Origin of the sequence: Mesorhizobium sp. LjNodule214, from assembly GCF_964252735.1 — a bacterium.
Lineage (GTDB): Bacteria > Pseudomonadota > Alphaproteobacteria > Rhizobiales > Rhizobiaceae > Mesorhizobium.
In genome coordinates this window covers 90758-115167 of the sequence record NZ_CAXUPE020000004.1, presented here as the reverse complement: position 1 = coordinate 115167, position 24410 = coordinate 90758, and the positions used below count along the sequence as shown (strand labels likewise).

Annotated in this window: 18 protein-coding genes and 2 pseudogenes; 13 read left to right on the top strand and 7 right to left on the bottom strand. The window is 62.1% G+C overall.

Annotated elements, in window-relative coordinates; translation table 11 throughout:
• Positions 1-49: 49 nt before the first annotated feature.
• Complete coding sequence (locus ACSQ3Z_RS32300) at positions 50-2008, bottom strand: putative bifunctional diguanylate cyclase/phosphodiesterase (protein ID WP_436175441.1); 1959 nt, start codon at positions 2006-2008, stop codon at positions 50-52.
• A 1002-nt stretch (positions 2009-3010) separates the two neighbouring features.
• Here ACSQ3Z_RS32300 and panB point away from each other — a divergent pair.
• Together panB and ACSQ3Z_RS32290 are read left to right on the top strand one after the other, a co-directional pair.
• Positions 3011-3850 (top strand): 3-methyl-2-oxobutanoate hydroxymethyltransferase, encoded by an 840-nt coding sequence (gene panB / locus ACSQ3Z_RS32295; RefSeq protein WP_436175440.1) that lies wholly within the window; start codon positions 3011-3013, stop codon positions 3848-3850.
• A pseudogene (locus ACSQ3Z_RS32290) lies at positions 3850-4684 on the top strand (4-phosphopantoate--beta-alanine ligase). Before panB ends, ACSQ3Z_RS32290 begins: the two are co-directional and overlap by 1 nt.
• A 180-nt stretch (positions 4685-4864) precedes the next feature.
• On the opposite strand, the pseudogene ACSQ3Z_RS32285 reads toward ACSQ3Z_RS32290, so the two are convergent.
• Positions 4865-5731: pseudogene (locus ACSQ3Z_RS32285) on the bottom strand (3-oxoacyl-[acyl-carrier-protein] synthase III C-terminal domain-containing protein); the annotation flags it as partial.
• A 428-nt stretch (positions 5732-6159) separates the two neighbouring features.
• Here ACSQ3Z_RS32285 and ACSQ3Z_RS32280 point away from each other — a divergent pair.
• The gene (locus ACSQ3Z_RS32280; RefSeq protein ID WP_095777381.1) at positions 6160-6372 is read left to right on the top strand and encodes a cold-shock protein; all 213 of its coding nucleotides are present in this window, start codon (positions 6160-6162) and stop codon (positions 6370-6372) included.
• A 131-nt stretch (positions 6373-6503) separates the two neighbouring features.
• Here ACSQ3Z_RS32280 and ACSQ3Z_RS32275 read toward each other — a convergent pair whose 3' ends face one another.
• The 3 genes from ACSQ3Z_RS32275 to ACSQ3Z_RS32265 all read right to left on the bottom strand — a co-directional run bounded on the left by ACSQ3Z_RS32275 (position 6504) and on the right by ACSQ3Z_RS32265 (position 8442).
• Positions 6504-6968 (bottom strand): MucR family transcriptional regulator, encoded by a 465-nt coding sequence (locus ACSQ3Z_RS32275; protein ID WP_436175439.1) that lies wholly within the window; start codon positions 6966-6968, stop codon positions 6504-6506.
• Positions 6969-7215: 247 nt separating this feature from the next.
• Complete coding sequence (locus tag ACSQ3Z_RS32270) at positions 7216-7896, bottom strand: hypothetical protein (protein ID WP_436175438.1); 681 nt, start codon at positions 7894-7896, stop codon at positions 7216-7218.
• 303 nt (positions 7897-8199) lie between these two features.
• A complete protein-coding gene (locus tag ACSQ3Z_RS32265) occupies positions 8200-8442 on the bottom strand; it encodes a DUF982 domain-containing protein (RefSeq protein WP_436175258.1) in 243 nt (80 codons plus the stop codon).
• Positions 8443-8814: 372 nt separating this feature from the next.
• On the opposite strand from ACSQ3Z_RS32265, the gene ACSQ3Z_RS32260 reads away from it, so the two are divergent.
• From ACSQ3Z_RS32260 to ACSQ3Z_RS32245, 4 genes are all read left to right on the top strand, one after another.
• The gene (locus ACSQ3Z_RS32260) at positions 8815-10011 is read left to right on the top strand and encodes a DUF932 domain-containing protein (protein WP_436175257.1); all 1197 of its coding nucleotides are present in this window, start codon (positions 8815-8817) and stop codon (positions 10009-10011) included.
• A gap of 285 nt (positions 10012-10296) precedes the next feature.
• Positions 10297-12447: a ParB/RepB/Spo0J family partition protein gene (locus ACSQ3Z_RS32255; protein WP_436175256.1), complete on the top strand. Its 2151-nt coding sequence runs from the start codon at positions 10297-10299 to the stop codon at positions 12445-12447.
• Between the two features lie 103 nt (positions 12448-12550).
• Complete coding sequence (locus tag ACSQ3Z_RS32250) at positions 12551-12955, top strand: hypothetical protein (RefSeq protein WP_436175255.1); 405 nt, start codon at positions 12551-12553, stop codon at positions 12953-12955.
• An 84-nt stretch (positions 12956-13039) separates the two neighbouring features.
• On the top strand, positions 13040-13687 hold the full coding sequence (locus ACSQ3Z_RS32245; RefSeq protein ID WP_436175254.1) for a DUF1419 domain-containing protein: 648 nt from the start codon (positions 13040-13042) through the stop codon (positions 13685-13687).
• Between the two features lie 183 nt (positions 13688-13870).
• Here the strand turns inward: ACSQ3Z_RS32245 and ACSQ3Z_RS32240 are convergent, their stop codons facing one another.
• Positions 13871-14329, bottom strand: a complete 459-nt coding sequence (locus tag ACSQ3Z_RS32240; protein WP_436175253.1) for a hypothetical protein — start codon at positions 14327-14329, stop codon at positions 13871-13873.
• A 244-nt stretch (positions 14330-14573) separates the two neighbouring features.
• Between ACSQ3Z_RS32240 and ACSQ3Z_RS32235 the strand changes: the two genes are divergently transcribed.
• Positions 14574-15257, top strand: coding sequence for a transposase (locus ACSQ3Z_RS32235; RefSeq protein ID WP_436175252.1), 684 nt, complete (start codon positions 14574-14576; stop codon positions 15255-15257).
• Positions 15258-15293: 36 nt separating this feature from the next.
• Here ACSQ3Z_RS32235 and ACSQ3Z_RS32230 read toward each other — a convergent pair whose 3' ends face one another.
• Positions 15294-16487: a DUF1173 domain-containing protein gene (locus ACSQ3Z_RS32230; protein ID WP_436175437.1), complete on the bottom strand. Its 1194-nt coding sequence runs from the start codon at positions 16485-16487 to the stop codon at positions 15294-15296.
• Positions 16488-16672: 185 nt separating this feature from the next.
• Between ACSQ3Z_RS32230 and ACSQ3Z_RS32225 the strand changes: the two genes are divergently transcribed.
• From ACSQ3Z_RS32225 to ACSQ3Z_RS32205, 5 genes are all read left to right on the top strand, one after another.
• Positions 16673-21205 (top strand): strawberry notch-like NTP hydrolase domain-containing protein, encoded by a 4533-nt coding sequence (locus ACSQ3Z_RS32225; RefSeq protein WP_436175251.1) that lies wholly within the window; start codon positions 16673-16675, stop codon positions 21203-21205.
• Between the two features lie 12 nt (positions 21206-21217).
• A complete protein-coding gene (locus ACSQ3Z_RS32220; RefSeq protein ID WP_436175250.1) occupies positions 21218-22273 on the top strand; it encodes a DUF7146 domain-containing protein in 1056 nt (351 codons plus the stop codon).
• Between the two features lie 247 nt (positions 22274-22520).
• On the top strand, positions 22521-23462 hold the full coding sequence (locus ACSQ3Z_RS32215; RefSeq protein ID WP_436175249.1) for a DUF2493 domain-containing protein: 942 nt from the start codon (positions 22521-22523) through the stop codon (positions 23460-23462).
• A gap of 63 nt (positions 23463-23525) precedes the next feature.
• Positions 23526-23786, top strand: coding sequence for a type II toxin-antitoxin system prevent-host-death family antitoxin (locus ACSQ3Z_RS32210; RefSeq protein ID WP_057143280.1), 261 nt, complete (start codon positions 23526-23528; stop codon positions 23784-23786).
• Positions 23776-24195 (top strand): hypothetical protein, encoded by a 420-nt coding sequence (locus ACSQ3Z_RS32205; protein WP_137935457.1) that lies wholly within the window; start codon positions 23776-23778, stop codon positions 24193-24195. Before ACSQ3Z_RS32210 ends, ACSQ3Z_RS32205 begins: the two co-directional genes overlap by 11 nt.
• Positions 24196-24410: the final 215 nt, after the last annotated feature.

The following is a 24410-nucleotide window of genomic DNA, read 5'->3' as shown; positions in this document are numbered from 1 at the left end:
GTCGAGATATGAGACAACCAGACCATCGCCAAAATGCCGGTCCTGCTATTCAAGTACCTAGCTTCTGACCCACCGGCTCCGCGGCAATGCCAGGAATTTCGCCTATCCGGAGAGGTTTCCCGATTAAATAGCCTTGAGCTTCATCACATCTGACGCCGCGCAGATAGTCGAGCTGTTCGGGAGTTTCTACGCCTTCGGCCGTTACCTCAATTCGAAGCTCATGCGCCAGCTCAACCAATGATCGTACAATCGCGGCGCAGTCCGCATCAGTGAGCATATCCTGGACAAAAGATCGGTCGATCTTCAGCCGCGAAAGAGGCAATTTACGAAGATAAGTCAGTGATGAATAGCCGGTGCCAAAATCGTCAAGAGCAACTGTGACGGATAGAGAAATTAACGATTGTAATAATGAAATCGTTTCTTCAAAATTCGAAATCAGCACAGTTTCTGTGATTTCGACCTCCAATCGTCGGGGCTCCAAACCGGCTTCAGCCAAGGCCACTATAATTCCATCCAGCGAGGCCTTGTTCTTAAGCTGCATTACCGACAAGTTGACGGAGACCCGCAAGTCGCGCGGCCAGCGCGCCGCTGCCAAACAAGCCGTTTTGACGACCCAGTGTCCGATGGAGTGAATCAAACCCGTTTCTTCAGCGATGGGTATGAACTCCGACGGAGGGATCGGGCCAAGGGTCGGATGCTGCCAGCGCAGAAGCGCTTCAAAACCTCGGATGCGATCGCTCCCGAGGTCGAGAAATGGTTGAAATGCGAGCCAAAGCTGGTCATTGGCCAGCGCAGATGGCAGATCGCGTTCAAGGGCATGGCGCCTTGCAGCAGCTTCATCGTCGCACGGGCTGAAAAACTGGATGGAGCCCGCCCCCAGCGTCTTGGCCCTGTATAGCGCGGTGTCGACGCACCGCAGGAGTTGGTTGGCATCCAAACCGTCAGCGGGGGCCAAAGCGATACCTATAGAGGCCCTGCAATATATTTCGCGCCCTTCGATCAAGAAGGGGGCGCGCATGGCCTCTATGATCTGTTTGGCCAAGGACCTGATCTGATCTGGCCTGATATCGCGCGTAGCGATTATTGCAAATTCGCCGCCCTCCAATCTGGCAATGCCATCGCTCTCCCGCGTCGATCTCCGAAGTCTCGCAGCCACTTCGACCAAAAGGGCATCCGCCATTGCTCGGCCAAAGCGATCATTCACCTCGGCAAAATTGTTAAGATCGAACAAAAGCAACGCACAGTGCTGGTCAAACTGCTTTGCGTCCACCAACGCGTTCTCCAGCCTCTCGTTGAAGCTGAACCGGTTTGGCAACCTCGTTAGAACATCCCTGCGAATGGCATTTTCGCTTTCCGCTTGCAGAATGAAGCGTCGGGTAAATTCGAACGCGTGGGCAAGCACCGCGCGAAACAGCGTGATGGCGTAGCTCACTATCAGGATTGCGACGGGCAGATTGACGGCGCCTTCCACCCACGCGATCGCAAGCATCGAACCGACGAAAATCGGGAGCGTATACGCGACGGCCGCAATAGGAATCGTGGAAAAAGAAGCGGCACCGCCTGCGATCATCCCGGCGCTCAGGCAGGTAATGACGACCTGGGCGGCACTGGTTGCCCCGCTGAAGAACAGAACGGGAAGTGCTCCCCACCAAGTGCCGAACAGGAAGGCGTTACGGACCAGGTTTTGCGCTGTTCGGCGAGACACCGACCTTGGTTTGACTGACTGAAATGATGATCTCGCTCTTAGGCCTACGAACCCGGCGGCGACGATGACAACACTCGCCCAGAGGATGGCTTTCGTCTGGTCGGGGGAACCCCAAAGCGCCATGACAAGAGTGGCCGCATTGAGGATGTTCGCAGCCATACCAAGAGGCGTGTTGCGAAGCACGATACTGACCTGCTCCGCCCTGATTCGGCCGGCAAGTGGTTCGATCGTCGAGGGGCCGCCAAAAAAACGCAGGTCTCCCGCCAGAAGGTCACCGAGCCTTGCGGCATACAAACGCTGCATCACTCTTTCACTCCCCCACGCTAGAGTAGTAGCTGCGTGTTGGTCCCCTAGCATCGAACACTTCGGAAAAAGTAAATTCAAACCGCAAAATTTGGACAACCCGGTTGGGAACCAAAGAGGTTCCTGAATTCGAAATAGTGAAACACCCGGGGACGACTGCAGGTCAAGAGAGCGCGCATCCTCCATAAGCAAAGATTGGTCTTAGTGGGTCAACATGTGACCAGCACAGCACTTACTCTGCGGTGATCGAGGCGGGCAGCCCGCCTTCCCCCGAAGTTGAGAGGGGGCTGGAACATACCCAAATGCGCAATCGATCTTGTGCACGCATATGTTTGGCACGCGCTAAGGAAAAGCACTTGGGCGCAGTCCGGTTGGATTCAATCGATGAGATCCCTGACACATTCAGTCCGTCTTTACCATTTGCCGCTAACTTGGACGGCGCGGCCAAGGTTCTAAGTACCGCAGGCAAAAGGCCCGCTCCAGAAAATGGAGTGGGCCTTCTTTGCGTCATTTGGGACCTCCTGTGTGAGATTGCCGGGCAAAGGGACGCCTCAGGTTGCGCGAAACGGTTGATTGTGCGGCCGGTCCGTTCACCCGCGACCCTTTAAGCGACTACCGCGCGCCTATGGGACGGGAGCTTTGTCGAGTCCGGCGCACAGAGAAATCAGATCTGACCCGATGATGGCGGCAGTCCACAGGGATCGTATGCCCGGTCCCGCACTGCTTTTGCCCTGAGCCGAGAATTGACGGGATGACGATCGCGTATCAGCGAATGCGGCCTTGCCGATCGTCGGTTTCGCCGAACGGCAAGAGTGTGTCGGTACGCAGCCCCTGACAAGTGTTCCGTGACGCCTGTTCCCAATCAGATGATACCAGCTCTCAGCTTTGCCACTTACATTGAATGTCGTCGGCAAATGATTGTGCGCTGCAAATTCTCTCTTCGCACTTGCACAAGAATGTGGCACATGCTTGCATCCGCTGACGTTGCGGAAGGAGAGATCGGTGAGCGCAACCGGAGGATCGAGGGCACTGACCCCGCCAGACATTGCGGCGCGAAAGGGAAAGGCGCCGCTTGTTTGCCTAACGGCATATACAACGCCCGTCGCCAAGCTTGTTGACGGCCATTGCGACGTGGTGCTGGTCGGCGACAGTGTCGGCATGGTGTTGCACGGCATGCCTTCGACGCTTGGCGTCACGCTCGAAATGATGATCCTGCACGGCAAGGCGGTGCGGCGCGGACTTCATGGCGCTCTGATGATCGTGGACATGCCGTTTGGCTCTTACGAGGAAAGCCCCACGCAGGCGTTCCGCAATGCGGCCCTCGTGATGGCCGAAACCGGGGCGGCGGCGGTCAAGCTCGAAGGCGGCGAATGCGTCGCGGAGACAATCCGGTTCTTGACTGCGCGCGGCATACCCGTGATGGGCCACGTGGGGCTGACGCCGCAGGCGGTCAATGCTTTTGGCGGTTATCGCATTCAGGGCCGAGGCGAAGATGCCGAACGGATTCTGCGCGATGCAACGGCCGTGGCTGAGGCTGGCGCATTCGCGGTCGTACTCGAGAAGATACCGGAAGCTCTTGCCCGGCTGATTACAGAGCAAGTGACCATCCCCACAATCGGTATCGGTGCCTCGTCGGCCTGCGACGGGCAGATCCTGGTTGTCGACGACATGCTGGGCCTGTTTGGCGCCTTCCGGCCAAGTTTCGTCAAACGGTATGCGGAGCTGGGATCGGCTGCCGACGCAGCGATCGCAGCATACGCAAGCGAGGTGCGCGAACGCCGCTTCCCAGCACTCGATCACGTCTTCGGCGATGAGCCGCGGACAGTCAGTGAGGTTATCTAATGGGCACCGCAATCGTCCGGATCGTCTCCGAACTGCGTAGCATCGTTGTCGCTTGGCGCCGCGAAGGCCTAAAGATTGCTGTTGTTCCAACAATGGCGCCCTGCATGAGGGTGATCGGGTGATTGTAACGCTGTTCGTCAACCCGAGGCGATTCAACAATGCCGCTGATCTGGCTGGCTATCCGCGCACGGAACACGATGACGCGGCGAAGCTCGCATCGGCCGGCGCCCATATTCTTTATGCTCCCAACGCAGCCATCAGGCTTCGCGACCACAGTTTCGGTCGGCGGCTTGAGTGAGGGGCTTTGCGGCGCGTTTCGGCCCGGCCACCTCGACGGCGTGGCGACGGTGGTCACGAAGCTTCTACTGCAGAGCGGGGCCGATCTGGCGTTTTTTGGCGAGAAGGACTTTCAGCAACTCCAGGTCGTGCGCCGGCTTGTCCGTGACCTCGATATCCCGATCGAGATTATCGCAGGCCCGACGGTCCGCGAGGCCGATGGCTTGGCGCTTTCGTCGCGCAACACGCGGCTGTCTTTGACTGAGCGCAACAGGGCGCCCCGACTGGCTGAAATATTGGTCCAAACGGCCAAGCAGCTGAGTTCGGTAGAATCTATAAAACATGCGCTGACTGACGCGCGCGAGGCGATCCTCGCGGCCGGCTTCTCCAAAGTCGAGTATCTGGAACTGCGCGCGGATAGTGATCTTGCTTCGCTCGTGAAAATAGATTCGACCAGCGCGGCTGCTCGCCGCTGCCTGGCTCGGCCAAACCCGGCTGATCGACAATGTCGAGGTGGCGTTGCCCCGTCCTGAAGTGTTGCATCAAGCCGCTGCCTGATCGAGCGAACGTGGCAGAACGCTCCGGCATCGTAGAGATACTGCATTGGCGTTCCGCCCGTCCTGCTGGCAACTCGTATGGCTGCGCAAGTGAGTCCTCAATGTTGAGTTGACCTTGTTTCGGCGCTGCGTTGTGCCGGATCGGTGGGAATTGCCGGGTTTACAAGCCAGCCACCAGCGCTCAGCCGGTCAGGCCGGCACCGGCCGCCACAAGTAAGAGTTTCTCGCCCGATCGAAAGGGATTGGCGCGGTGCGCGACCGACAGCGAGAGGGGAATCGTCGCGGTCAATGAGTTGCCATAATCGGCGATGGTCTTGACGATGCGCTTGTCGTCGATGCCGAGCGACTTGTTCACAGCATTGAAAATGCGGGCACTTGCCTGGTGCGGCTCGAAGCGAGCGACGTCCAGGGCCGAAAAGCCGGCCGCCTGCAGCGCCTCTAAGGAGCAGCGGCTCATCATTTCCACCGCCTTGACGAAAACCTCGCGGCCGTTCGCGATGGTCATGCGGGTTTCCGCGATATCGATTTCGTCGGAGAACGGACGATTGCTGCCGCCCGCGGGGATTTGGATCAGGCCATAAGCGGACCCATCGGGGGCAAAGGAAGAGCCGAGGATGCCGTGGGCGGGATCGCTGGATGGGGCGAGTACCACAGCGCCCGCGGCTTCGGCGAAAGCACTGCGCTCGCCCGATCCGCCGGATTGATGCGACGGCTCAGTGTGTTGGCGGCGATGACGATGGCCGGCTTGTTGTGCAGGCGCATGAAGCCGTCGGCGAAGGTCATGGTATAGATGAATCCCGCGCAGGCACCCGCTAGGTCGACGCCGCCGGCCTTTCGAGGGTGAGCCTGTGCGCCACCAGCGGCGCGGTCGGCGCCAGCAGGTGGTCAGGCGTCGACGTAGCGTAGCAGCAGCAGCCCGACGTCCTGGCGATCAATGCCGGCCGCCCCCAGCGCCATGTCGCCTGCCTTCGTCGCCTAACCCGCACAGCGTGTCGCCGGACTCCGCCCAGAAACGCGAGCGAATTCCGGTCCGTCCCTCGATCCAGCCTGCGACATCAGCGAAGGGGTGACGCCAGGGATGATCAGGGCCATTTTGCCGACAATGAAGGCGCGGGGAACGCTACGAAGATTTTGCGGCGGACTAGCCCGGGTGCAATGCGGAATAATCTGCGTGGTCAATCTGCTCGTCAGAGCGACTTTGCAGGCTGTTCGCCGATCGGTACTCCCGCGGCGCATTCCCACTACGCTTTTGACCAACTATCCGGCCGGACTCGCCATACCAGCGAGGGCCGCAGCAGCAGAGGAAACAAGGACAAACCGGTAGGTTCCGGACCGTTCAGAGCCGGTATCCGGCAGTTGATTTTGCTTCGGCCGATCCACGGCCTTGCGATTCTCTCTTTTACTGCGCCAATCCCCAAGGCAGAATGTCAACTGGCTTGGGCAAACCAAAGCCGCAACTGATCAAAGGAAAACTGCATGGCGACTGGAACGGTGAAGTGGTTCAACAGCACCAAGGGATTTGGATTCATCCAGCCCGACAATGGCGGTCAGGATGTTTTCGTCCACATTTCCGCTGTCGAGCGCGCGGGCCTCTCGACGCTGAATGAAGGTCAGAAAATCAATTATGAGATCGAACAGGACCGCCGCACAGGCAAGTCCTCTGCCGGCAGCCTCAGCAAAGCCGGCTGAATTTTCGCCTGCGCCCCGGCAAGATCGAAGGAACGCGAGGTAAGGCGGGGATTGGTCCCCGCCCTTTCTTGATCCGCGCGGATCATGCCGGCAGCAGCTGCGCGCTCCAGAACGACCCTTGAGAGATAAAGTCAGGCTGCGACCTGCTTGCGGGCCCGCTTCGCCGGCGCCGGCGTTTCCGACTCTTTCGGTTTGCGGCCGAGACCCATGGTCTTGGCCAACATCGAGCGCGCCGCGGCGTAGTTCGGCGCGACCATCGGATACTCTGCCGCCAGGCCCCATTTGGCGCGATATTCGTCCGGGGTCAGCCCATAGTGGGTTGAAAGATGGCGCTTTAGCGATTTGAATTTCTTCCCATCCTCAAGGCAGACGATGTAGTCCGCCATCACCGACTTCTTGATCGGGACCGCAGGCTTGAGAGCCTCCGGCTCTGCTGCGGAGACGCCTCCGGCTGTGCCTTTCAAAGCCGCGTGCACTTGGCCGATCAGGGCCGGGAGATCGCCCACTGGGACAGGATTATTCGAGACATAGGCTGAGACGACATCGGCGGTAAGGTCGATGAGGGTGTCGAGATTGTGATTGGCTTCTTCTGTCATGAAACTCTCCGGGTGGCTTGAAGACAGCAGGCGAAGTCCTGCTACATAGTGGTGGCTGTCGCTGAAAGCAATAAACGGTCTCGGCAGGCTAAGTATCGCCATAAGCTAACTCTAATACGTCGGCCCCGGTGATCGTCGGCTGCGCCCGGAACCGATGTCCGGCCGAGCCGTTTTGAGCTTCTGTGGTTCCAAAACGTGACGAAATTCCGCGCTCCATGAAAATGCGGCTTGGTGAATGGAAGCTGCTCTATGTCTGGCGTCGTCTTCCACGGACTGTTTGATTTTCTCGCGATTTGACCGGCCCTCTGGAGCTTGGTCCGAGAATGAAGTCAAACACCGGTTGGGGTTCACCGATAGCTTGCAAGGCTGCTGGGATTCTTGCCGCGGCTTCGGCCTGTTCGGCAAGTGCTGCGGGTGACATGCCGAGCGCATGCTCGAAGCTATGATCGGCCGTTACCCTGCTTTTCGCAATGCGTCGAAGCTGCAGGGCAGTTTCCTGGTCGCCTTTGGAGACTCTTGCCAGCCGATGGCGGTCATGAGGCATTACGTGTCCGTTTTCCCGTTGAATTCGGGCAATGTCCAATTTGCCGAAGAATAGCAAGGTTTTCGGACAGATTGGACTGCTTTCAAAGAGAACAACCGGGACGCTCTCGTGTCGTGACACCGGTTCTCGAACTTCTGGATGGTTGCAGGGAGCAATAGCGAAACCCCGCTCGCGCACGGGATTAGTTGCCTGCCCGGCAGATACGCATAGGATGGAAAGCTCTTTTCCGGCGGCCAGCGCCAGCGCAACATCGAACCAATAGCCATCAAAGCCGTATAGCACACCGTGACATCCTGAACGGATGATCGCTCCGAACGCGTCCGCCGACAGAAAGAGTTTTTCGGCAAGCGCGCCCCGGAGTTGTAAGCTTGAGTGCACCAACATGATCAAGTCGGTGTCATTGAAGCGTCATCTTTGCTGACCTATATGCGCGGCGCGTCGGGCGTTCTCCTCCCATTGCGTTCGATGCGTTCCCCCTCTGGAGGTTTTTGACCTCTTGCTTGGCCGGGTGCTGCAAGCCCGGCCTTTTTCGTACGGTGGACGTTATAAGCCTTGTGGTTCAGGAGGCACCGCCACTCACGTCCTTTGGCAAGTGCCAGGCTGGCAATTACTTTCAGAGTCTCCGATGGCATGAAGCTCTGCTTCCCCCAGTCACTTTGGAAGCCATCGAGGCCGTCAATCTGGAGCTCAGTCGCTGCGTAGGATTTTTGCTTCCAACGCCGCTGCAACGAAGGCCCGTCTGGCTACCGGCGGTTGAGCTTCACCACGCAGAACCTGAAGGCATGCATCCATCGCCAGTTTTCGCTTCTCCGTCTGATGAGGGAAACTGCGCAGGAGGATCGCGGCTGCGTCGTTCACATCGAAGATGACGCGCTCACGCTCCTGGCGGACAACTTGCACCACCACGGGCCGGACGAACTTGCTCGACATGCAATCACACTTTCAATTCAGACCATGACACGGACTTCGCGTATCATGACGTCGGGTCAGTTTACACAGGTATTGGCTAGGCACCGAAGAGAAACTGTAGTTGCTCAATCTCGAGAAAAGTTGCCTATCCAATTTCAGCAGGCCGCTACCTGAATCCGGATGGGCCTCGGTCTTCTTGCGCAAGGAAGCACAGCGGAATTCCGTAGCGTCCGGAAGGTGAAGCGGCGTTTGGCCCCAGGCTCGGGCTTTCCTGAAGGCCGAGCAATTCCTGATCTAGGCGCGGGCGCCGGGAGAGAAAGAGGGCGGGCGAGTTGCGGTGGCGGGTAAAGGTCCGGGAGAGAGTCTTCCGGCGCCCGCCGAGGAGCGACACCCATGACTCAGATGGAAATTCACACGCCAAAGCGCAACGAGCGTGCCGGTTACAAGGTCGACGTCGGCCGCGGCCAGCGCATCGGCCGCGTCTCGTCAGAATGGTTCAACCGGCCGGCGGACGAGCGATACCTGTCGCTGACCGACCTCCGGAATTCGGTGAAGAGCCGATCGGAGCGCAGCAAGACCCGCATCGTCGAAAGTGAGCTGATCCGCGTCGAGGCCAGCCGCGACGATCCGGAGCGCCTGAGACTAATGCTGCCCGATGCGCGTGCGCCTGTTGCCCCCACGCATTGGAGTTTTGGCCAGCTCGCCAGCCTGGTCGGCGCGCCGGCCACTTATCTGCGCCAGCTTCCGGCCCCGCTCGCGGCGATCAACCTACAGCATGGTCTCCTCAACCATCGCGCCGAGCAGGTCAAGACGCTGGAGATCGAGAACGGACGCGTGGAGTTGCGGGCGGTAACAGGCCCTGATTACGGCAGAATATTTGACGCAGAACTGGTGGACGCCGTGCAAAAGATCGCCGGCAACGGTACCGGCGACACGCGCTGGAAAGTGCCCGGGATGCTCGACTGGTCAACGGGGATCTACAATCCGCACGTCGACATCTCCAGCGACACCACGACTCTCTACGCGTCTGATCGCGATATCTTCGTGTTCCTCGTCGACGATCTGAACCCGATCGAGGCCGGGCGGCTGCCGAATGGGGAACCGGATCTCTATTTCCGCGGCTTTTATTGCTGGAATTCCGAAGTCGGTGCCCGCACCCTCGGGATCGCCAGCTTCTATCTGCGCGCGGTGTGCCAGAATCGCAATCTGTGGGGGGTGGAAGATTTCGAGGAAATCACCATCCGCCATTCAAAATACGCGGCCTCCCGTTTCGCCCTGGAAGCCGAGCCGGCGCTGATCCAGTTTGCCGATTCCTCGCCCCTGCCGTTCGTCAACGGCATCAAGACGGCGCGGCAACGGATCGTTGCCAGAGACGACGAAGATCGCCAGGGCTTCCTGCGCAAGCGGGGCTTCTCCAAGTCCGAGACCACGAAGATCATCGATACTGTTCTCATGGAGGAAGGCAGACCACCGGAATCGATCTTTGATTTCGTGCAGGGCATCACGCGGGTCGCGCGCGACAAGCCGCATCAGGATGTCCGCCTGGAAATGGAGGGCAAAGCCAAGAAGCTTCTCGATTTCGCAGCCTAATCTTGCGGCGGCCGGCAGCAAAAACTTTCGCTGCTGGCCTCACGTCCGCTTCCCCCTCTCCATCAACCCAGCGCAGCCCTCCGAGAACGAGGACGGCGCTTTTTCGTGGGCTACCCGTGACGCCAACGTGCTGCGGGCTCCTCCGGCGGCTCGGCCGCGTCGAGATCCGCAAGCCGTGGGCCGGGTCGGCGTGAGGCCTGGAGGCAGAGGGGGGAGGGGAGGGTTGCTGACGGGCTTGGAGGTTCGGGGAGAGGCCCCGGGCCGCCCGTCATGGAGAACCTGACCATGGCAAAGAACGCCATTCAGAAAATCGCGATGAACGCCGCGGAGAATATTCCCTATGACAAGCTAATGCTGTCGCAGAAGAATGTTCGGCGCATCAAGGACGGCGTGTCGATCGAGCAGCTGGCCGACGACATTGGACGGCGAAAGCTGATCCAGAGCCTGAACGTCCGTCCCGTGCTCGACGGCGAGGGCGGGGAGACCGGCACGTTCGAGGTGCCCGCCGGCGGCCGGCGTTATCTCGCGCTCGGCATCCTCATCAAGCAGAAGCGGCTCGCCAAGAACGAGCCGATCCCCTGCATCGTCAACCGCGGGCAGGAGACCTCGGCCGAGGAGGATTCGCTTGCCGAAAACCTGCGGCGCGCCGACCTGCACCCGCTCGACCAGTTTAGGGCCTTCAAGACACTCAGCGACCAGGGCCTCGATCCAGACGAGATCGGCGCCCGCTTTTTCGTGTCGCCGGCCACAGTGAGACAGCGTCTGCGGCTGGCATCGGTATCGCCAAAGCTTCTCGAGCTCTACGAGAAGGACGAAATCCGGCTCGAACAGATCATGGCGTTTTCGATCTCGGACGATCACGCGCGCCAGGAACAGGTCTGGGAGCGGATTTCCAGCTCGCACACGCAGGAACCCTATTACATCAGGCGCCTGCTGACCGAGACCACGGTTCGCGCCGACGATCGCCGGGCGGTCTATGTCGGCGCCCAAGCCTATGAAGCGGCTGGCGGCGTCATCCTGCGCGACCTGTTCGAGCAGGATTCCGGCGGCTGGTTCCAGGATGCCGCACTCCTCGAGCAGCTTGTCTTCGACAGGCTGAAGGTGGATGCCGAGGCGATCCGCGCTGAAGGCTGGAAATGGGTGGAGGCGGCGATCAGCTTTCCCTATGGCCACACCTCCGGAATGCGGCGCATCTACGCCGAGGCGCAGGAGCTCAGCGCCGAGGAGATCGAACGCTACGACGCGCTGAAGGCCGAATACGACAAGCTGGATGCGGACTATGCCAAGGCCGAGGATGCCGACGAAGCAATCGAGGCGAAGCTCGACCAGTTGGGTGCCGAGCTCGATGCGATCGATGATCGTCCTCAAAGCTACGATCCCTCCCAGAAGGCCTTTGCCGGTGTGTTCGTTACGCTTGCCGCGAACGGCAAGCTCCAGGTCGATGCCGGTTTCGTGCGGTCCGAGGACGAGCCGCGGACCGAAACCGGCGATGTCGATGAGGGCGAGGAAGGGAGCGCCGACGGCGGAACCCGATCCAATGGCGACGACGACGGCGATGGTGTCGTCGTCAACGGCCAGCCGGTGAACGACGCCTCTGGCGACGACGGCGAGGACGATGGCATCAAGCCACTGCCCGATCGGCTCGTCTTCGACCTGACCGCGCAGCGCACGCTGGCGCTACGCAACGCGCTCGCCGGCGACGTCGACATCGCCATCATAGCCGCACTCCATGCCTTCGTCCTGCAGGTCTTCTATCGCTTCGCGCCGGACACGTGCCTGGAGATCAGCATGAAGAGCGGCAGCTTCAGCCAGGTTGACGGTCTTGCCGAGACCTCCTGGGCCAAGGAGATCGCTGAGCGGCACGAAGCCTGGGACCGCGATTTGCCCGATGAGGCGGAAGGCCTGTGGGATTTCCTCCTCGGCCTCGATGAAGCAAGCCGCAAGGCGCTGTTCGCGCACTGCGTCTCGCTGACCCTCAATGCGGTGGTCGAACCCTGGAACAGGCGAGCGAAGGCGCTCGAGCATGTAGACGTGCTTGGCCGCTCGCTCCAGTTCGACATGGTCGACGCCGGCTGGACGCCCACGGTCGAGTTCCTCGGGAGGCTCACCAAGGCGCGGATTCTACAGGCTGTCCGTGAAGCGCGTGGCGCAGACTCCGCGCAGCTGATCGACCACATGAAGAAGGACATCATGGCCCGTGAAGCTGCCCGTCTTCTCGAAGGCTCGAACTGGCTGCCAGAGCCGCTGCGCGTTGAGGTCGATGAAGTGTCTGCCGATGCTGGCGACGCGGCCGCCAGCGAGATGTCGGACGAGGCGGCTCTCGACGGCGAAGCCGCCGAGCTGCCGGCCTTCCTCGCCGACGATGCGGATCCGTCCTCCGATGAGCCGGTGACCATAGACAGCGACGAGGCCGACCACCTTCAGGCCGCCGAATAACCGGCCTCACGCTCGCACCGGGCCCGGCACTCCCGCCGGGCCCAATCCAGTTCCAACTCACCCTCAAGCCCTCGCCACAGCGCGCCCGGGGAGTTTTTGTTTCATGGAGATCGACATGTTCGACTGGAAAAGATCCTGCTCCTACGACGAGCAGCAGAAGAGACGTTTCCACACCACAGCCCGTTCACGGCTGAAGAAACTCGCCACCGAACTTGCGCTGCCGCAGGGAAGCTTCGACCTGCGCTCCAACAGGGCGGGCATCGCCGTTTGCGGTGAAATTACCCTGCACCACGACGACGCCTACATCCAGGTCGGCCAGTTCGTTTTGTCCTCAGGTCACGGTATCCTGATCCGCACCTGCGAGGGCCGTAAAGACTACATCGGCGGGGCCAACCACTTCGTCGCACTCGGCATGCTCGACGATATCCCGGCGCTCGCCGCCGCCGTCCGTGCCATCACCGGGGTTGGTCGAGACGCTTCGTGTTCCTCCGAGCGACGCGCCGCCTAAACCCCTGCAAACCTCATCATCGCCAGTGCACGTGCCGGCCGCAGGCTCGGCCTGTCGCCAGCCACAACACAGCAAGCAGTTGCCATGGCGCGGCGATGCCGCGCGTGGCCGACTTGCCTTCAGGAGAACCTCATGACCGCACATCCACCCTTCAGGAAGGTGCTCGACGGCGTCGCCACCCGCGAGCAGATGTTCCAACTGTTCAGCCGTCACAAAGACACTCCCGGCATCGATCCCAATTCAGGCACTCCCTATTCAGGCGAGTGGTTTGAGATCACCGCGTCCGAATACCACTTCATGCTAGATTTGTTGCCGCCGCTCTTCATGCGCACCGGCATGTTCGGAATGTCGGAGTATAAGGCCGGCAACGTGACCAGCGTATTCTTCGCGATCCGGATCCGGGGCCGCGAGCGCTGGTTTCATGGCTTCTGCGATCTCACGGATCGGCAGTCGCCAGACAAGATGCGCGCCGCCATCATCGCCCACGAGACCGGCGCGAGCGACAGCATGACCCGCGCGGAAAAGCTCGAGGCGATCTGGAACATAACCCCTGTCGAGCTCAGGGGCACCGCCCGCAATGCAGACCCCGAGACCGGGTGGGCCGAACATCGCGGCAAACGCACGATTCTCGTCAACGCCGGAAGGCATGATGCTGCCTTCAAGCCGCTCGATGATCTGTCGGATCTCGAGATCGACGAGTTCCTGTCCAAAGTGCGATTGCGTCGGAGCTGACGAAGGAAGGCGACGATGGGCATCTATAAGAACCGCGCTTCGGCGGCAAAGCGTCTCCATCACGGTGACCGACTTTCGCTCAATGGATGCACCCGCGTACGGCCCATCCTCAAGCTGTTGAGACATGCGAAACCGTATGGCCAACTGCAACGAGGATACAAGCATCCGGCCTTCAGCAAAACTTCAGTGCCTGCCACGCGGGAAGTACCCGGCATTGCGTAAAGCGCCGATGAACAGGCTGGCCGGGCCAGCGATACTCGTCCTGGCCTGCGTTGCGAGCGGCAGCGTGTTCCAGTCCTCCAACGGAGCGATAAAGTTGGAGAAAGTGCCATTGACCATGCAATGGCTGGTCAACAAGCCCTGCTTATCCAGCGCCAGAACCCCTGTCTGATTGCTTGGATACCGGATGGCGGCGACGCGCTGAAGTTCCATGTCGCCATCGATGCGCAAATTGAAAAGCAGCACGCCCTGGCTTCTGTGGGCGACTTCCGCGACTTTTTCCGCGAAAGGAACAGAAAGCGCACGGACGCTGTCGACCGCCATCCCGAAAACAAGCGCGTCCAGCTCATCCGCCGCCATGAGAAGATTAGTTCCCAAGAAAATAGGGATTGCAATCGCTCCAGCCGGATTGTGCACAGTCATCGCACTCGCCGGCTGGACGCCTGAGCATCGGTGTTGACGCAGCTCTGAAGATCAGCCCATCACCTCTCAGTAGGGATGTTCGCCTCCCGTTGATTGAGCCGGCTGCGCAAGGCCCATGACACACCGCTTGCTCGTTGCGGGGTTTCTCCGATAAAGCACGACGAGAGCGATAAGATAGGTCGGATACTCGCTAACACGAACAGCGACTTGACTTGCAAGTCATGCTCACATTAAGGAACAGACTATGAAGCGCCAGATCCGGCCATTCATCGTGGAAATGAAACAGAGGCGCGGTAAGCAGAAGCCTAGCCATTCGATCTGGGGCGATCTCGACCTGTCCAAGATTGCCACGGAGATGACGCAGCCGGGCTATGCTGCTCCGCTTCCAAATTCCCAGGTCATTGACTTCAGTATAAGACCCCTTGATGCTGAAGAAGGGGATAAACCACAAGCGGAGTATATGATGGCCGATTTTCAGGACGCTCAGACTGTTCAGACGACAGTAGCGCCAGCCAAAGTGGAAGTGCCTGAATCGAAGAAGAAAGTTCCGCGAGCAAAGAAAGCGAAGGCAGAGCTCGTAAAGCCGGTCCGCAAGAACGGAGCGAAACCTACACCCCAGGCGGCGGAAGCTCCCGTGGCAGCGAAGACCGCCCGCAAGACATATTCCGAGAATGAACGCGCCCAGAAGCTTGCCCAGATCGAGAAATCGATCGCTGGCGGCGCGACCAGCAAGATTGCGGTTGGCCAGGCCGGCATATCCGAGCAGACCTACTATTATTGGAAGAGGGCTGCCGCACCTTCTTCAGACAGCGGCGATCTCCGTGATCTTGTCGCGCTCGAAGAAGAGAACAAGCGCCTCAAGAGCCTGCTTGCCGACCGTCTGCGCAAGGAAAATGCCGAGCTCAAGAAGAAGCTGGGCCTGGCCTAAGGCATACTGAGGCGCGTTGGAAATTCCGCCCGACGCTCAAAGGGGTAGCGGCGGCATATCGCCTTCGCCGACCCGCCACACCCAGGAGCCGATCTCCGGTCGCGCGGCGATCATTTCGTCGAGCGACGCTTCGTAGTTTTCGTCCGCTCCGGCCGGAACGACAAAGAGCGCGATCGGCTCGTCCCTGTTCTGAAGCAACGCATTGGCGATCGGCTGGTCGGGTTGCAGGTCAAAGCGCAACCCCTTGACGCTCTTCTCGCGAAGGCGGGCGAGCCCATCGACGAGCCTTTTCTCCGGGACCGTCTCGTAAGGAATCCAGTTCTCGGACACCACCATCAACGCAATCTCCTCGACAATGGCGAGGCCGGCCGGGTTCAGTCCGAACGTCGCGATCGTCATGAGATGCGAGCTGGAATCCGCTGCCCACAGGGACAATTCTTTTTCAAAACGCGCCTGCAAGCGGCGATGCAATGCATCGTCGATGATGAAGGGAAAACCGGGCAAATGCCTGATGACGAGTTTCTGACCGGAGCGGGCGGGAACCATTTCCTTCATCTCGCCCACCAGGACGAGCAACTTTCGGGGACCTGATTTAGGCGGGAGGGCCGTGCCGAGAACCGCGTTGCGACGTTGCTCGATGGCTTGCTTGTTCTCGGCGCGAAACGGCTCGGGCACGAACAGGATATCCGCGAGTGGGTCGCCCCTCACCGTCATTTGCCCGGCAGCCTCGAGCAGATGCCAGCGGACATTCCACCAATGCCGTTTGCCGGCCCACCTCGATGTCCAGACCGTCAGTTCGGCCTGGTGCCAGAGATAATGAAGCAGGCCACGCAGCGACATCCTCCTGGGATCGGCCGTTACGCTGGCGGAACTTTGCCCCGCAGGCACCGATGCCGCGCGGCTCCCCGTCTTCGACAGGCTGAAGTCCAACTTGAGGGCGGCCAAGCCGTTTTGCGGATCGAGCTGTATCGCGCTGCCCATCAAGGCGCCCAGCCCGGACAGTTCGTAAGGCGACTCATAGGAATCACAGGATGGATCATGCCCGCCGCCGCTCAGCGGCATGCGCTTGATCAGATGAAGGTCGCCGATGCGGGCGATGTACATCGGGCAGCCCGGTTCGCGGCACAGGCATAGCGGACGCTCGGTGCGGGCATAAGCATTCGCCAGCGCCGCCTGCAGGTCAGGCGCTGCCTCCTCATAGACCGCACTGCCAATTTTGAACCGTCGCATCCCCTCCACAGCTCCAGGTCGCCGCCGCATCCCTGTGCGCGCATTCAAGTCATGGGTTTGCAAAGAGCGCAACCCCTTTGGTGCATCGGCGCCAGAGGCAGAGGGGAGCCGGGAGGAGCGTGGCCCGGCTGGCGCGGAGAGAGTGCCGGCCCGGGCGCCATTCCCCTCTCGCGAAGGACATTTCCATGAACATCGTTCCGACCACACCTGCCGTTGCCCGGACGGCTACTCCAATCGGCGCGCCGACGCCGGCCTCCATCGACACCGCCCAGCCGATTCGTCAAGGGGCAACGCTGCTTCTGCCTTTCCTCGAGCAGGGCAAGCCTGTCACCACCGCCGCACTGCGCACCGCCATGACGACAGGTTTTGGCGGCAGCGATGCTCAGGGGTTCTGGGTCTGGAAGGACGCCTATGAGGCGCTCGAAGTCGCCCAGGTGCTGTTCTTGCGCCGGTTCGGCCCTGCGATCCTGTCCCGGTCCACCACGCCCCAGGCAACGCTGGCGATGATCAAGCGCATCGCCGATCTTCTTCCCACCCATACGCGACGGTCCGACGAGAGCCAGGCCATGCAGCAGATGTCGACGCCCTTGCCGCTCGCCTTCGTCACGGCGCACGCTGCGGCGATCGCATCTTGCGACCTAGTTCTCGAACCTTCGGCCGGCACCGGTCTGCTCGCTGTCCATGCCGAGATGGCGCGCGCTTCGATCGCCCTCAATGAGTTTGCCGCGACGCGGGCCGATCTCCTCGGACTGCTGTTTCCAAGGGTCCCCGTCTCGCGGCACGACGCGGCCCATATCGACGATCATCTCGACGCGGCCATCGAGCCGTCCGTCGTGCTGATCAATCCACCGTTCAGCGTCGGCGCCTATGTCGACGGCCACGTCACTGACGCGGCATGGCGGCATCTCTCTTCCGCATTCGCCCGCCTGCGCGCCGGCGGGCGCCTGGTCGCCATCACCGGCACCGGGCTGTCTCCCGAAAACCCCAAATGGCGGCCGGCCTTCGAACGCCTGCAGCAGCAGGGCATCGTCATCTTCACCGCGGCGATCGACGGCCGTGTCTACGCCCGCCATGGCACCACCACTGATACGCGCCTGACAGTTATCGACAAGGTACCGGCCGCCGAACCGAAAAACTTCGTCCGGTCGCCGGGCAAAGCCACCGATGTCGAAACGCTGCTCGCCTGGATCACGGATCTGCCGCCCCGGACACCGGGTGGTTTTCCCGATTCGATCGGCACCCTATCGAACGGGATCCTGCGCAATGCCGCCATGCAGATGGCCGCCCGATCCGCGGCGAGAGCCGGACCCGTTGCGGCCGTTCCGCAGGTCATCCGGCCAGTCCGCCCTATTGTCCTCCGGGCAAAGCCCACCCGCTCCATCATCGCGAGCACCACCCCGGCTGTTCCCCTCGCCTATGAGCTGCGCGACTGGATGCCGGAGGACGGCGGCCGGCTCACCGACACGATCTACGAACCCTACGCGCTCCAGTCGATCGACATTCCCCGCGCAAAGCCGCATCCGACGCCGCTCGTGCAGTCAGCCGCAATGGCCGCCGTCGCGCCGCCAAAACCTTCCTATCGGCCGCTTCTTCCTGATGCGATCATCGACGAAGGCCTGCTGTCGGACGCCCAGCTCGAAAGCGTCGTCTATGCCGGCGAAGCCCATTGCGGCCATCTCGCCGGCACCTGGACGGTTGACGAGACCTGCGATGTCGTCTCGGCCGCACCAGAAGGGGCTGCGAACGCTGTCCGCTTCCGTCGTGGATGGTTTTTGGGCGATGGAACCGGATGCGGCAAGGGACGGCAAGTCGCCGGCATCATACTCGACAACTGGCTGCAAGGGCGACGCCGCGCGATCTGGATTTCCAAGTCGGACAAGCTGCTGGAAGACGCACAGCGCGATTGGGCGGCACTTGGCCAGGAAAAACTTCTTGTGCAGCCGCTGTCGCGTTTTCGCCAGGGCACGCCGATCCGCCTTGCCGAAGGCATTCTCTTTACGACCTACGCGACGCTCCGCTCGCAGGAGCGGGAAGGCAAGAAATCCCGGATTGCCCAGATCCTCGACTGGGTGGGCCAAGAGGCGGGGAGGGCCGAAGGCCCGACAGGGAACGGAGAAAAGTCGACGGGGATTGGAGAAAACCCGTCGGGGGCGAAAAAATCGTTTGATGGCGTCATCGTCTTCGACGAAGCCCATGCCATGGCAAACGCGGCGGGCGGCAAAGGCGATCGCGGCGACGTCGCCCCGTCGCAGCAGGGAAGGGCGGGACTGCGGCTGCAGCACGCCCTTCCCGACGCGCGGGTCGTCTACGTCTCCGCGACCGGTGCGACGGCGGTCGAGAACCTCGCCTATGCGCAGCGTCTCGGCATCTGGGGCAGCGAGGATTTTCCCTTCGCCAACCGCGCCGAGTTCGTCGGCGCGATCGAGGATGGCGGTGTCGCGGCGATGGAAGTACTCGCCCGCGATCTCAAATCGCTCGGCCTCTATGCGGCGCGTTCGCTCTCTTATGACGGGGTCGAATACGATCTGCTCGAGCATGCACTGAGCGACGAACAGATCCGCATCTACAACGCCTATGCCGACGCGTTCCAGGTCATTCACAACAATCTGACCGCAGCACTCGAGGCGACCAAAATCACCAGCAAGGCCGGCACGCTGAACCGCGACGCAAAATCGGCGGCGCGTTCAGCCTTCGAAAGCACCAAGCAGCGCTTCTTCAGCCACCTCATCACCTCGATGATGACGCCGACGCTGATCGGCGCCATCGAGCAGGACCGCGCCGACGGTCATTCGGCGGTCGTGCAGATCGTCTCGACCGGCGAAGCGCTGATGGAACGACGGCTGGCCGAGATCCCGACCGAGGAATGGTCTGACCTGCATGTCGACGTCACGCCGCGCGAGTACGTCGGCGGCTACTTGATGCACTCCTTCCCCACCCAGTTGTTCGAGGAATATTCGGACGCCGAGAGGAACGTCTATTCGCGGCCCGTCCACGACGCGGACGGCAATCCGGTTCAATGCCGCGAGGCCGTTCGCCGGCGCGACGAGATGGTCGAAAGACTCGCATCGCTGCCGCCGGTCGGCAGCGCGCTCGACCAGATCATCCACCACTTTGGCACCGACACCGTCGCCGAGGTGACCGGCCGGTCGCGCCGCATCGTGAAGAAGACCGGCCGCGACGGCATCGACCGGCTGGCCGTGGAAAACCGCCCTGGCTCGGCCAATCTCGCCGAGACCCAGAGTTTCATGGATGACGACAAGCGCATACTGATCTTTTCGGACGCCGGCGGCACCGGGCGCTCCTACCACGCCGATCTCGAGGCGCGAAACCAGAGGCTGCGCAAGCACTATCTGCTCGAAGCCGGCTGGCGCGCCGACAATGCCATCCAGGGGCTCGGACGGACCCACCGCACAAATCAGAAGCAACCGCCGCTGTTCCGGCCCATGGCCGCCAACGTGAAGGCCGGCAAGCGCTTCCTGTCGACTATCGCCAGACGGCTCGACACACTGGGCGCGATCACGCGTGGCCAGCGCCAGACCGGTGGTGCCGGGCTGTTCCGTGCCGAGGACAATCTCGAAAGCCCCTACGCGCGGGCCGCACTTCGACAATTCTACATGCTGCTGCATCAGGGCAGGATCGAAGGTTGTTCGCTCACCACCTTCGAGACGGTGACCGGGCTGTCGCTGACGACCGACGAGGGCGGGCTGCGCGACGAACTGCCGCCGATCACGACCTGGCTCAATCGCCTGCTGGCGTTGCGGATCGAAACCCAAAACCTGCTGTTCGAGGTGTTCGAGCAACTGATGACGGCGAAGGTGGAGGGCGCGATCGCTGCCGGCTCCTATGACAAAGGCCTGGAGACGATCACGGCGGAGAGTATCGTCGTCACCGATCGCCGCACCGTCTACGCGCACCCAGTCTCGGGCGCGCAGTCGCATGTGCTAACCGTCGCGCGCAAGGACCGAATTCGGCCGCTCAGCCTCGTCGACGCGCTGGCCATCGTCCGGGCGGAGCCGCAAGCGGTTCTGCTGGTGAACGCCCGTTCCAACCGTGCGGCGATCCGGCTGCCCACTGCGAGCCTGATGCTCGACGACGGAACCATCGAACACCGAGTGCGCCTGCTGCGGCCGACGGACGAACAGCGCTTCGGGCTCGACGCCCTTGCCGAGACCCACTGGCAGCCCGCCGACCGGAATCTGTTCTGCGACCTTTGGCAGGCTGAAGTCGCCGCCGTCCCGGAGTTCACGACCAGCACCTTTCACATCGTGACGGGTCTGCTGTTGCCGATCTGGCGCCGCTTGCCGGATCATGATTGCCAAGTCTACCGGATCCAGACCGATGCCGGCGAACGTATCATCGGGCGTCACATCGCGCCGACCCTTGTCGCGACCATGCTGCGCAATCTGGGTATCGATCATGTACCGGGGCTCGCCCCGCAAGATGCCTGGACCGGGCTCGTGGAAGGCAGGATCGGACTGCAACTCGCCGATGGCCTGATCCTGCGCCGCAGTCGGGTCATGAACGACCACCGTATCGAGCTGATCGGCTTTACCGACGCTTTTGTTCCCCGGCTGAAGGCGCTGGGGCTGATCTCCGAAATCATCTCATGGAAGCTCCGACTGTTCATCCCGACGAGCGAGAAAGGGCCGTCCATCCTCGCCGCGCTGCTCGACCGCCACACATTGGTCGGCGTCACCGACCGCGCGGCAGCGGCGTGAGGGGAGACGATCATGACCGTCTCGGCCTCCGAGCTGGCACGCCGCCTTGGCGAACATGCCGAGGCGGTGTGCCGCGAATATCTCTCCAACGGCCATCGCTCCGGCAACTACTGGATGGTCGGCGATGTCCGCAACACGCGCGGCCGCTCCATGCATGTGCGGCTCAAAACGGTGGGCGGCAAGGCAGCCGGAAAGTGGGTCGACGAGTCGTCGGGGGAACATGGCGACCTGCTTGACGTCATCGAGCAGAGCTGTGGTCTGGTCGACTTCCGCGAGGTCGCGGACGAAGCGCGTCGCTTCCTCTCCATGCCGCGGCCACCGTCCCAGCCCCCGCCCCAGTCCCTTGGCGCGCAGCGCCAGCCTGCCGCGTCACGCGGCTCGCCTGAGGCCGCGCGTCGCCTGTTCGCCATGTCGCAGCCGATCGCCGGCACGTTGGCCGAACGATACCTCGCCGGCCGCGGCATTCTGCTCTCCGTGCATGAGCGTGCGCTGCGCTTCCATCCCGGCTGCTATTACCGGGATTTCGTGACCGGCGAGACGCAGACCCTTCCTGCCCTCATTGCCGCTGTCACCAGCTTCGACGGGAAGATCACCGGCCTGCAACGCACCTGGCTTGATCCCTCGGGTCAGGGCAAGGCGCAACTCGCCGATCCACGCCGCTCACTGGGTCATCTCCTGGGCAACGCCATCTGGCTTGGCCTTGAGCCCGGTGAGCTCGCCCCGGTCATGGCCGCCGGCGAGGGGTTCGAGACGATGGCGTCGCTTAAGGTGGTGATGCCGGCGCTGCCGGTTGCCGCCGCCACTTCGGCCAATCACCTCGCCGGCCTGACCTTCCCGCCTGGCTGCCGTCGCCTCTACATCGCGGCCGATGCCGATGCCGCCGGCCGGCACGGCATCGAGCGTCTCAGCCAGCGAGCCGGCGAAGCCGGAATCCTCGCCCTGGTGTTGCGGCCGCAGCTCGGCGATTTCAACGACGACCTGCGTCATCTCGGGCCCGCCCATCTCGCGGCATGGCTCAGCGACCAGCTCGTCCCGGAGGATGCCCGTCTCTTCCTGCCGCTCGGATGAGCGCGTCGGGCCGGCACGCGGGCCGGCGCGGCATCGCCAGACAGCCTGCAGACATGGCGGCGCTCCACCAGAGAAAGCCGCGCCCGCGGCCTGCCTGAGAGGCGACCCCTGCCACCCCCCGGTCACGGCCGCAACGGCTGCGCCGTCCTTCGCTCGCGCTCCGGCCTTCGGTGCGGCCGCGCCCGGGGCGCGGCCGGGATGCGCTGTCAGGCCGCGAAGGGCGCGGCCATAACCGACGGAGACAACCATGACCTACGAGCTTCCCCTCGACGACGCCTACGAGCCCTACCACGCCTCCTCGCCGACCGACCGCGTCATCCTCGAACTGCAGATGTACGGCCATCGCCCGCATCAGGACGAACCTGATCCTCGGCCACTTCCCGACGACGAAGTGATCCGGGCCGGCCTCGCCGGGATCGTGGAAACCTTCGCCGGCATGCTCGGCGACACGAGGCTCGAACCCGATCTCGACGACCTGCTCTGGTCCTTCGCAAACGTCTTCCACCGTGCCGCCGAGCGTGTCGCCCGCAGCCTCGACCGCAATGAGGAGGCGCAGCGTTCGAGCCAGCAGGAGCAGGACGGCTCCGAGGTGAAGTCGGTCGAGCTCGAACGGCTCACGGCCGAGGGCATCACCTATATCGAGCGCCGCAACGTGCTCGAAATCATGCGCGATGAGGCCGCCGACCTCTACGAGGCACATACCGGATCGGCATGGCGGCCGCGCACCGGCTCCAAGGTCTCCCACCAGGCGATGACCGCGGCGGTGATCGACTCCCGCGACTTCCTCGCCGCCCGTCGCCACGCCGAAACCGAGGTGCTCGTTCCAGCCGGGACCAAGATCGCCTTCGCCGGCGGCCTCGACTGCAATGATCACGACCGGATCTGGGACGCGCTCGACAAGGCTCGCGAGAAGCATCCCGACATGGTTCTGCTCCACGGCGGCAGCCCGCGCGGCGCCGAGCGCATCGCAGCCTGCTGGGCCGAGAACCGGAAGGTCACCCAGATCGCCTTCAAGCCGGACTGGAGCAGGCACGCCAAGGCAGCCCCGTTCCGCCGCAACGACCAGCTTCTCTCGGTGGTGCCCTACGGCCTGATCGTCTTTCCCGGCTCCGGCATCACCGACAACCTTGCCGACAAGGCGCGTCGGCTGGGCATCCCCGTCTGGCGGTTCGCGGAGGGCGGCGCGTGAGCGCCGTTTTCTTGCAAATCCAGAAAATCCAGATAATATGGAGACTGGTCAAGGAGTCCAGCCATGCGCCAGTTCACGACGGGGGATCTCAACAAGCAGGTAGGCGACGTCACCGACGTTGCCAGCCGCGAACCCGTTATTCTCACCAAGCACCGGAAACCCCGGTTCGTGCTGATGAGCTACGAGCACTACGAACGGATGCGCATCGGCGGCGATCCCCGCCGCGCATACCATGTCTCCGAGATGCCGGAGGAACACACGGAGCTCTTCGCCGCCGAGATCGACCGATTGGCGCGCGGGGAAGGATACGATGATGAGCGGTAGATTTCTGCCTGGTCAGGTGATCTCCTATCCTTATCTTTGGGCATGGCAACACGAGCGCGGCGAAACGGAAGGCCGCAAGAGCCGACCGACCTGCGTGGTCATCGCTGTCCGCGGCGCAAGAGATGGCCTGACCCATCTCGCGCTCCTGGCGATAACCACCCAGCCACCGACCAGCGATCGGATCGGTTTGGAAGTCTCCGCTATCGAGTGTCGGCGCGCCGGTCTGACCGATCTCAAACGCTGCTGGATCGTGGTTGACGAATACAACTACGATATTGCCGAACGCTCCTGGTACATCGAAGCCGACGGCAAGCCCCTCGGTCGGTTCAGCAAGGCATTCATGATGAAGATCGCAGGCGCCTTTATCGAAGCGCGCAGCGAGGGCCGCCGCGTCAGCCGTCTGGATTGACGTTCTCTTTTCGGCGCCATGCGCTCGATCCAGGACGTGAGCCTCTGGCTGGCCGACAAAGACAACTAGCTCCAAGCGCGAAGCGCCACTAGCCAGATGCGCCTAGCGCCTCCGGCAGCGGCAAGGTCCGGGCGCGCCGGCCTGCGGCCGGCCGGGCTCTCGTCGCGGCGTCCCGCCGCTCCCCGAGCCGGCTTTGCCGTCTCGGCCTTCGGGTG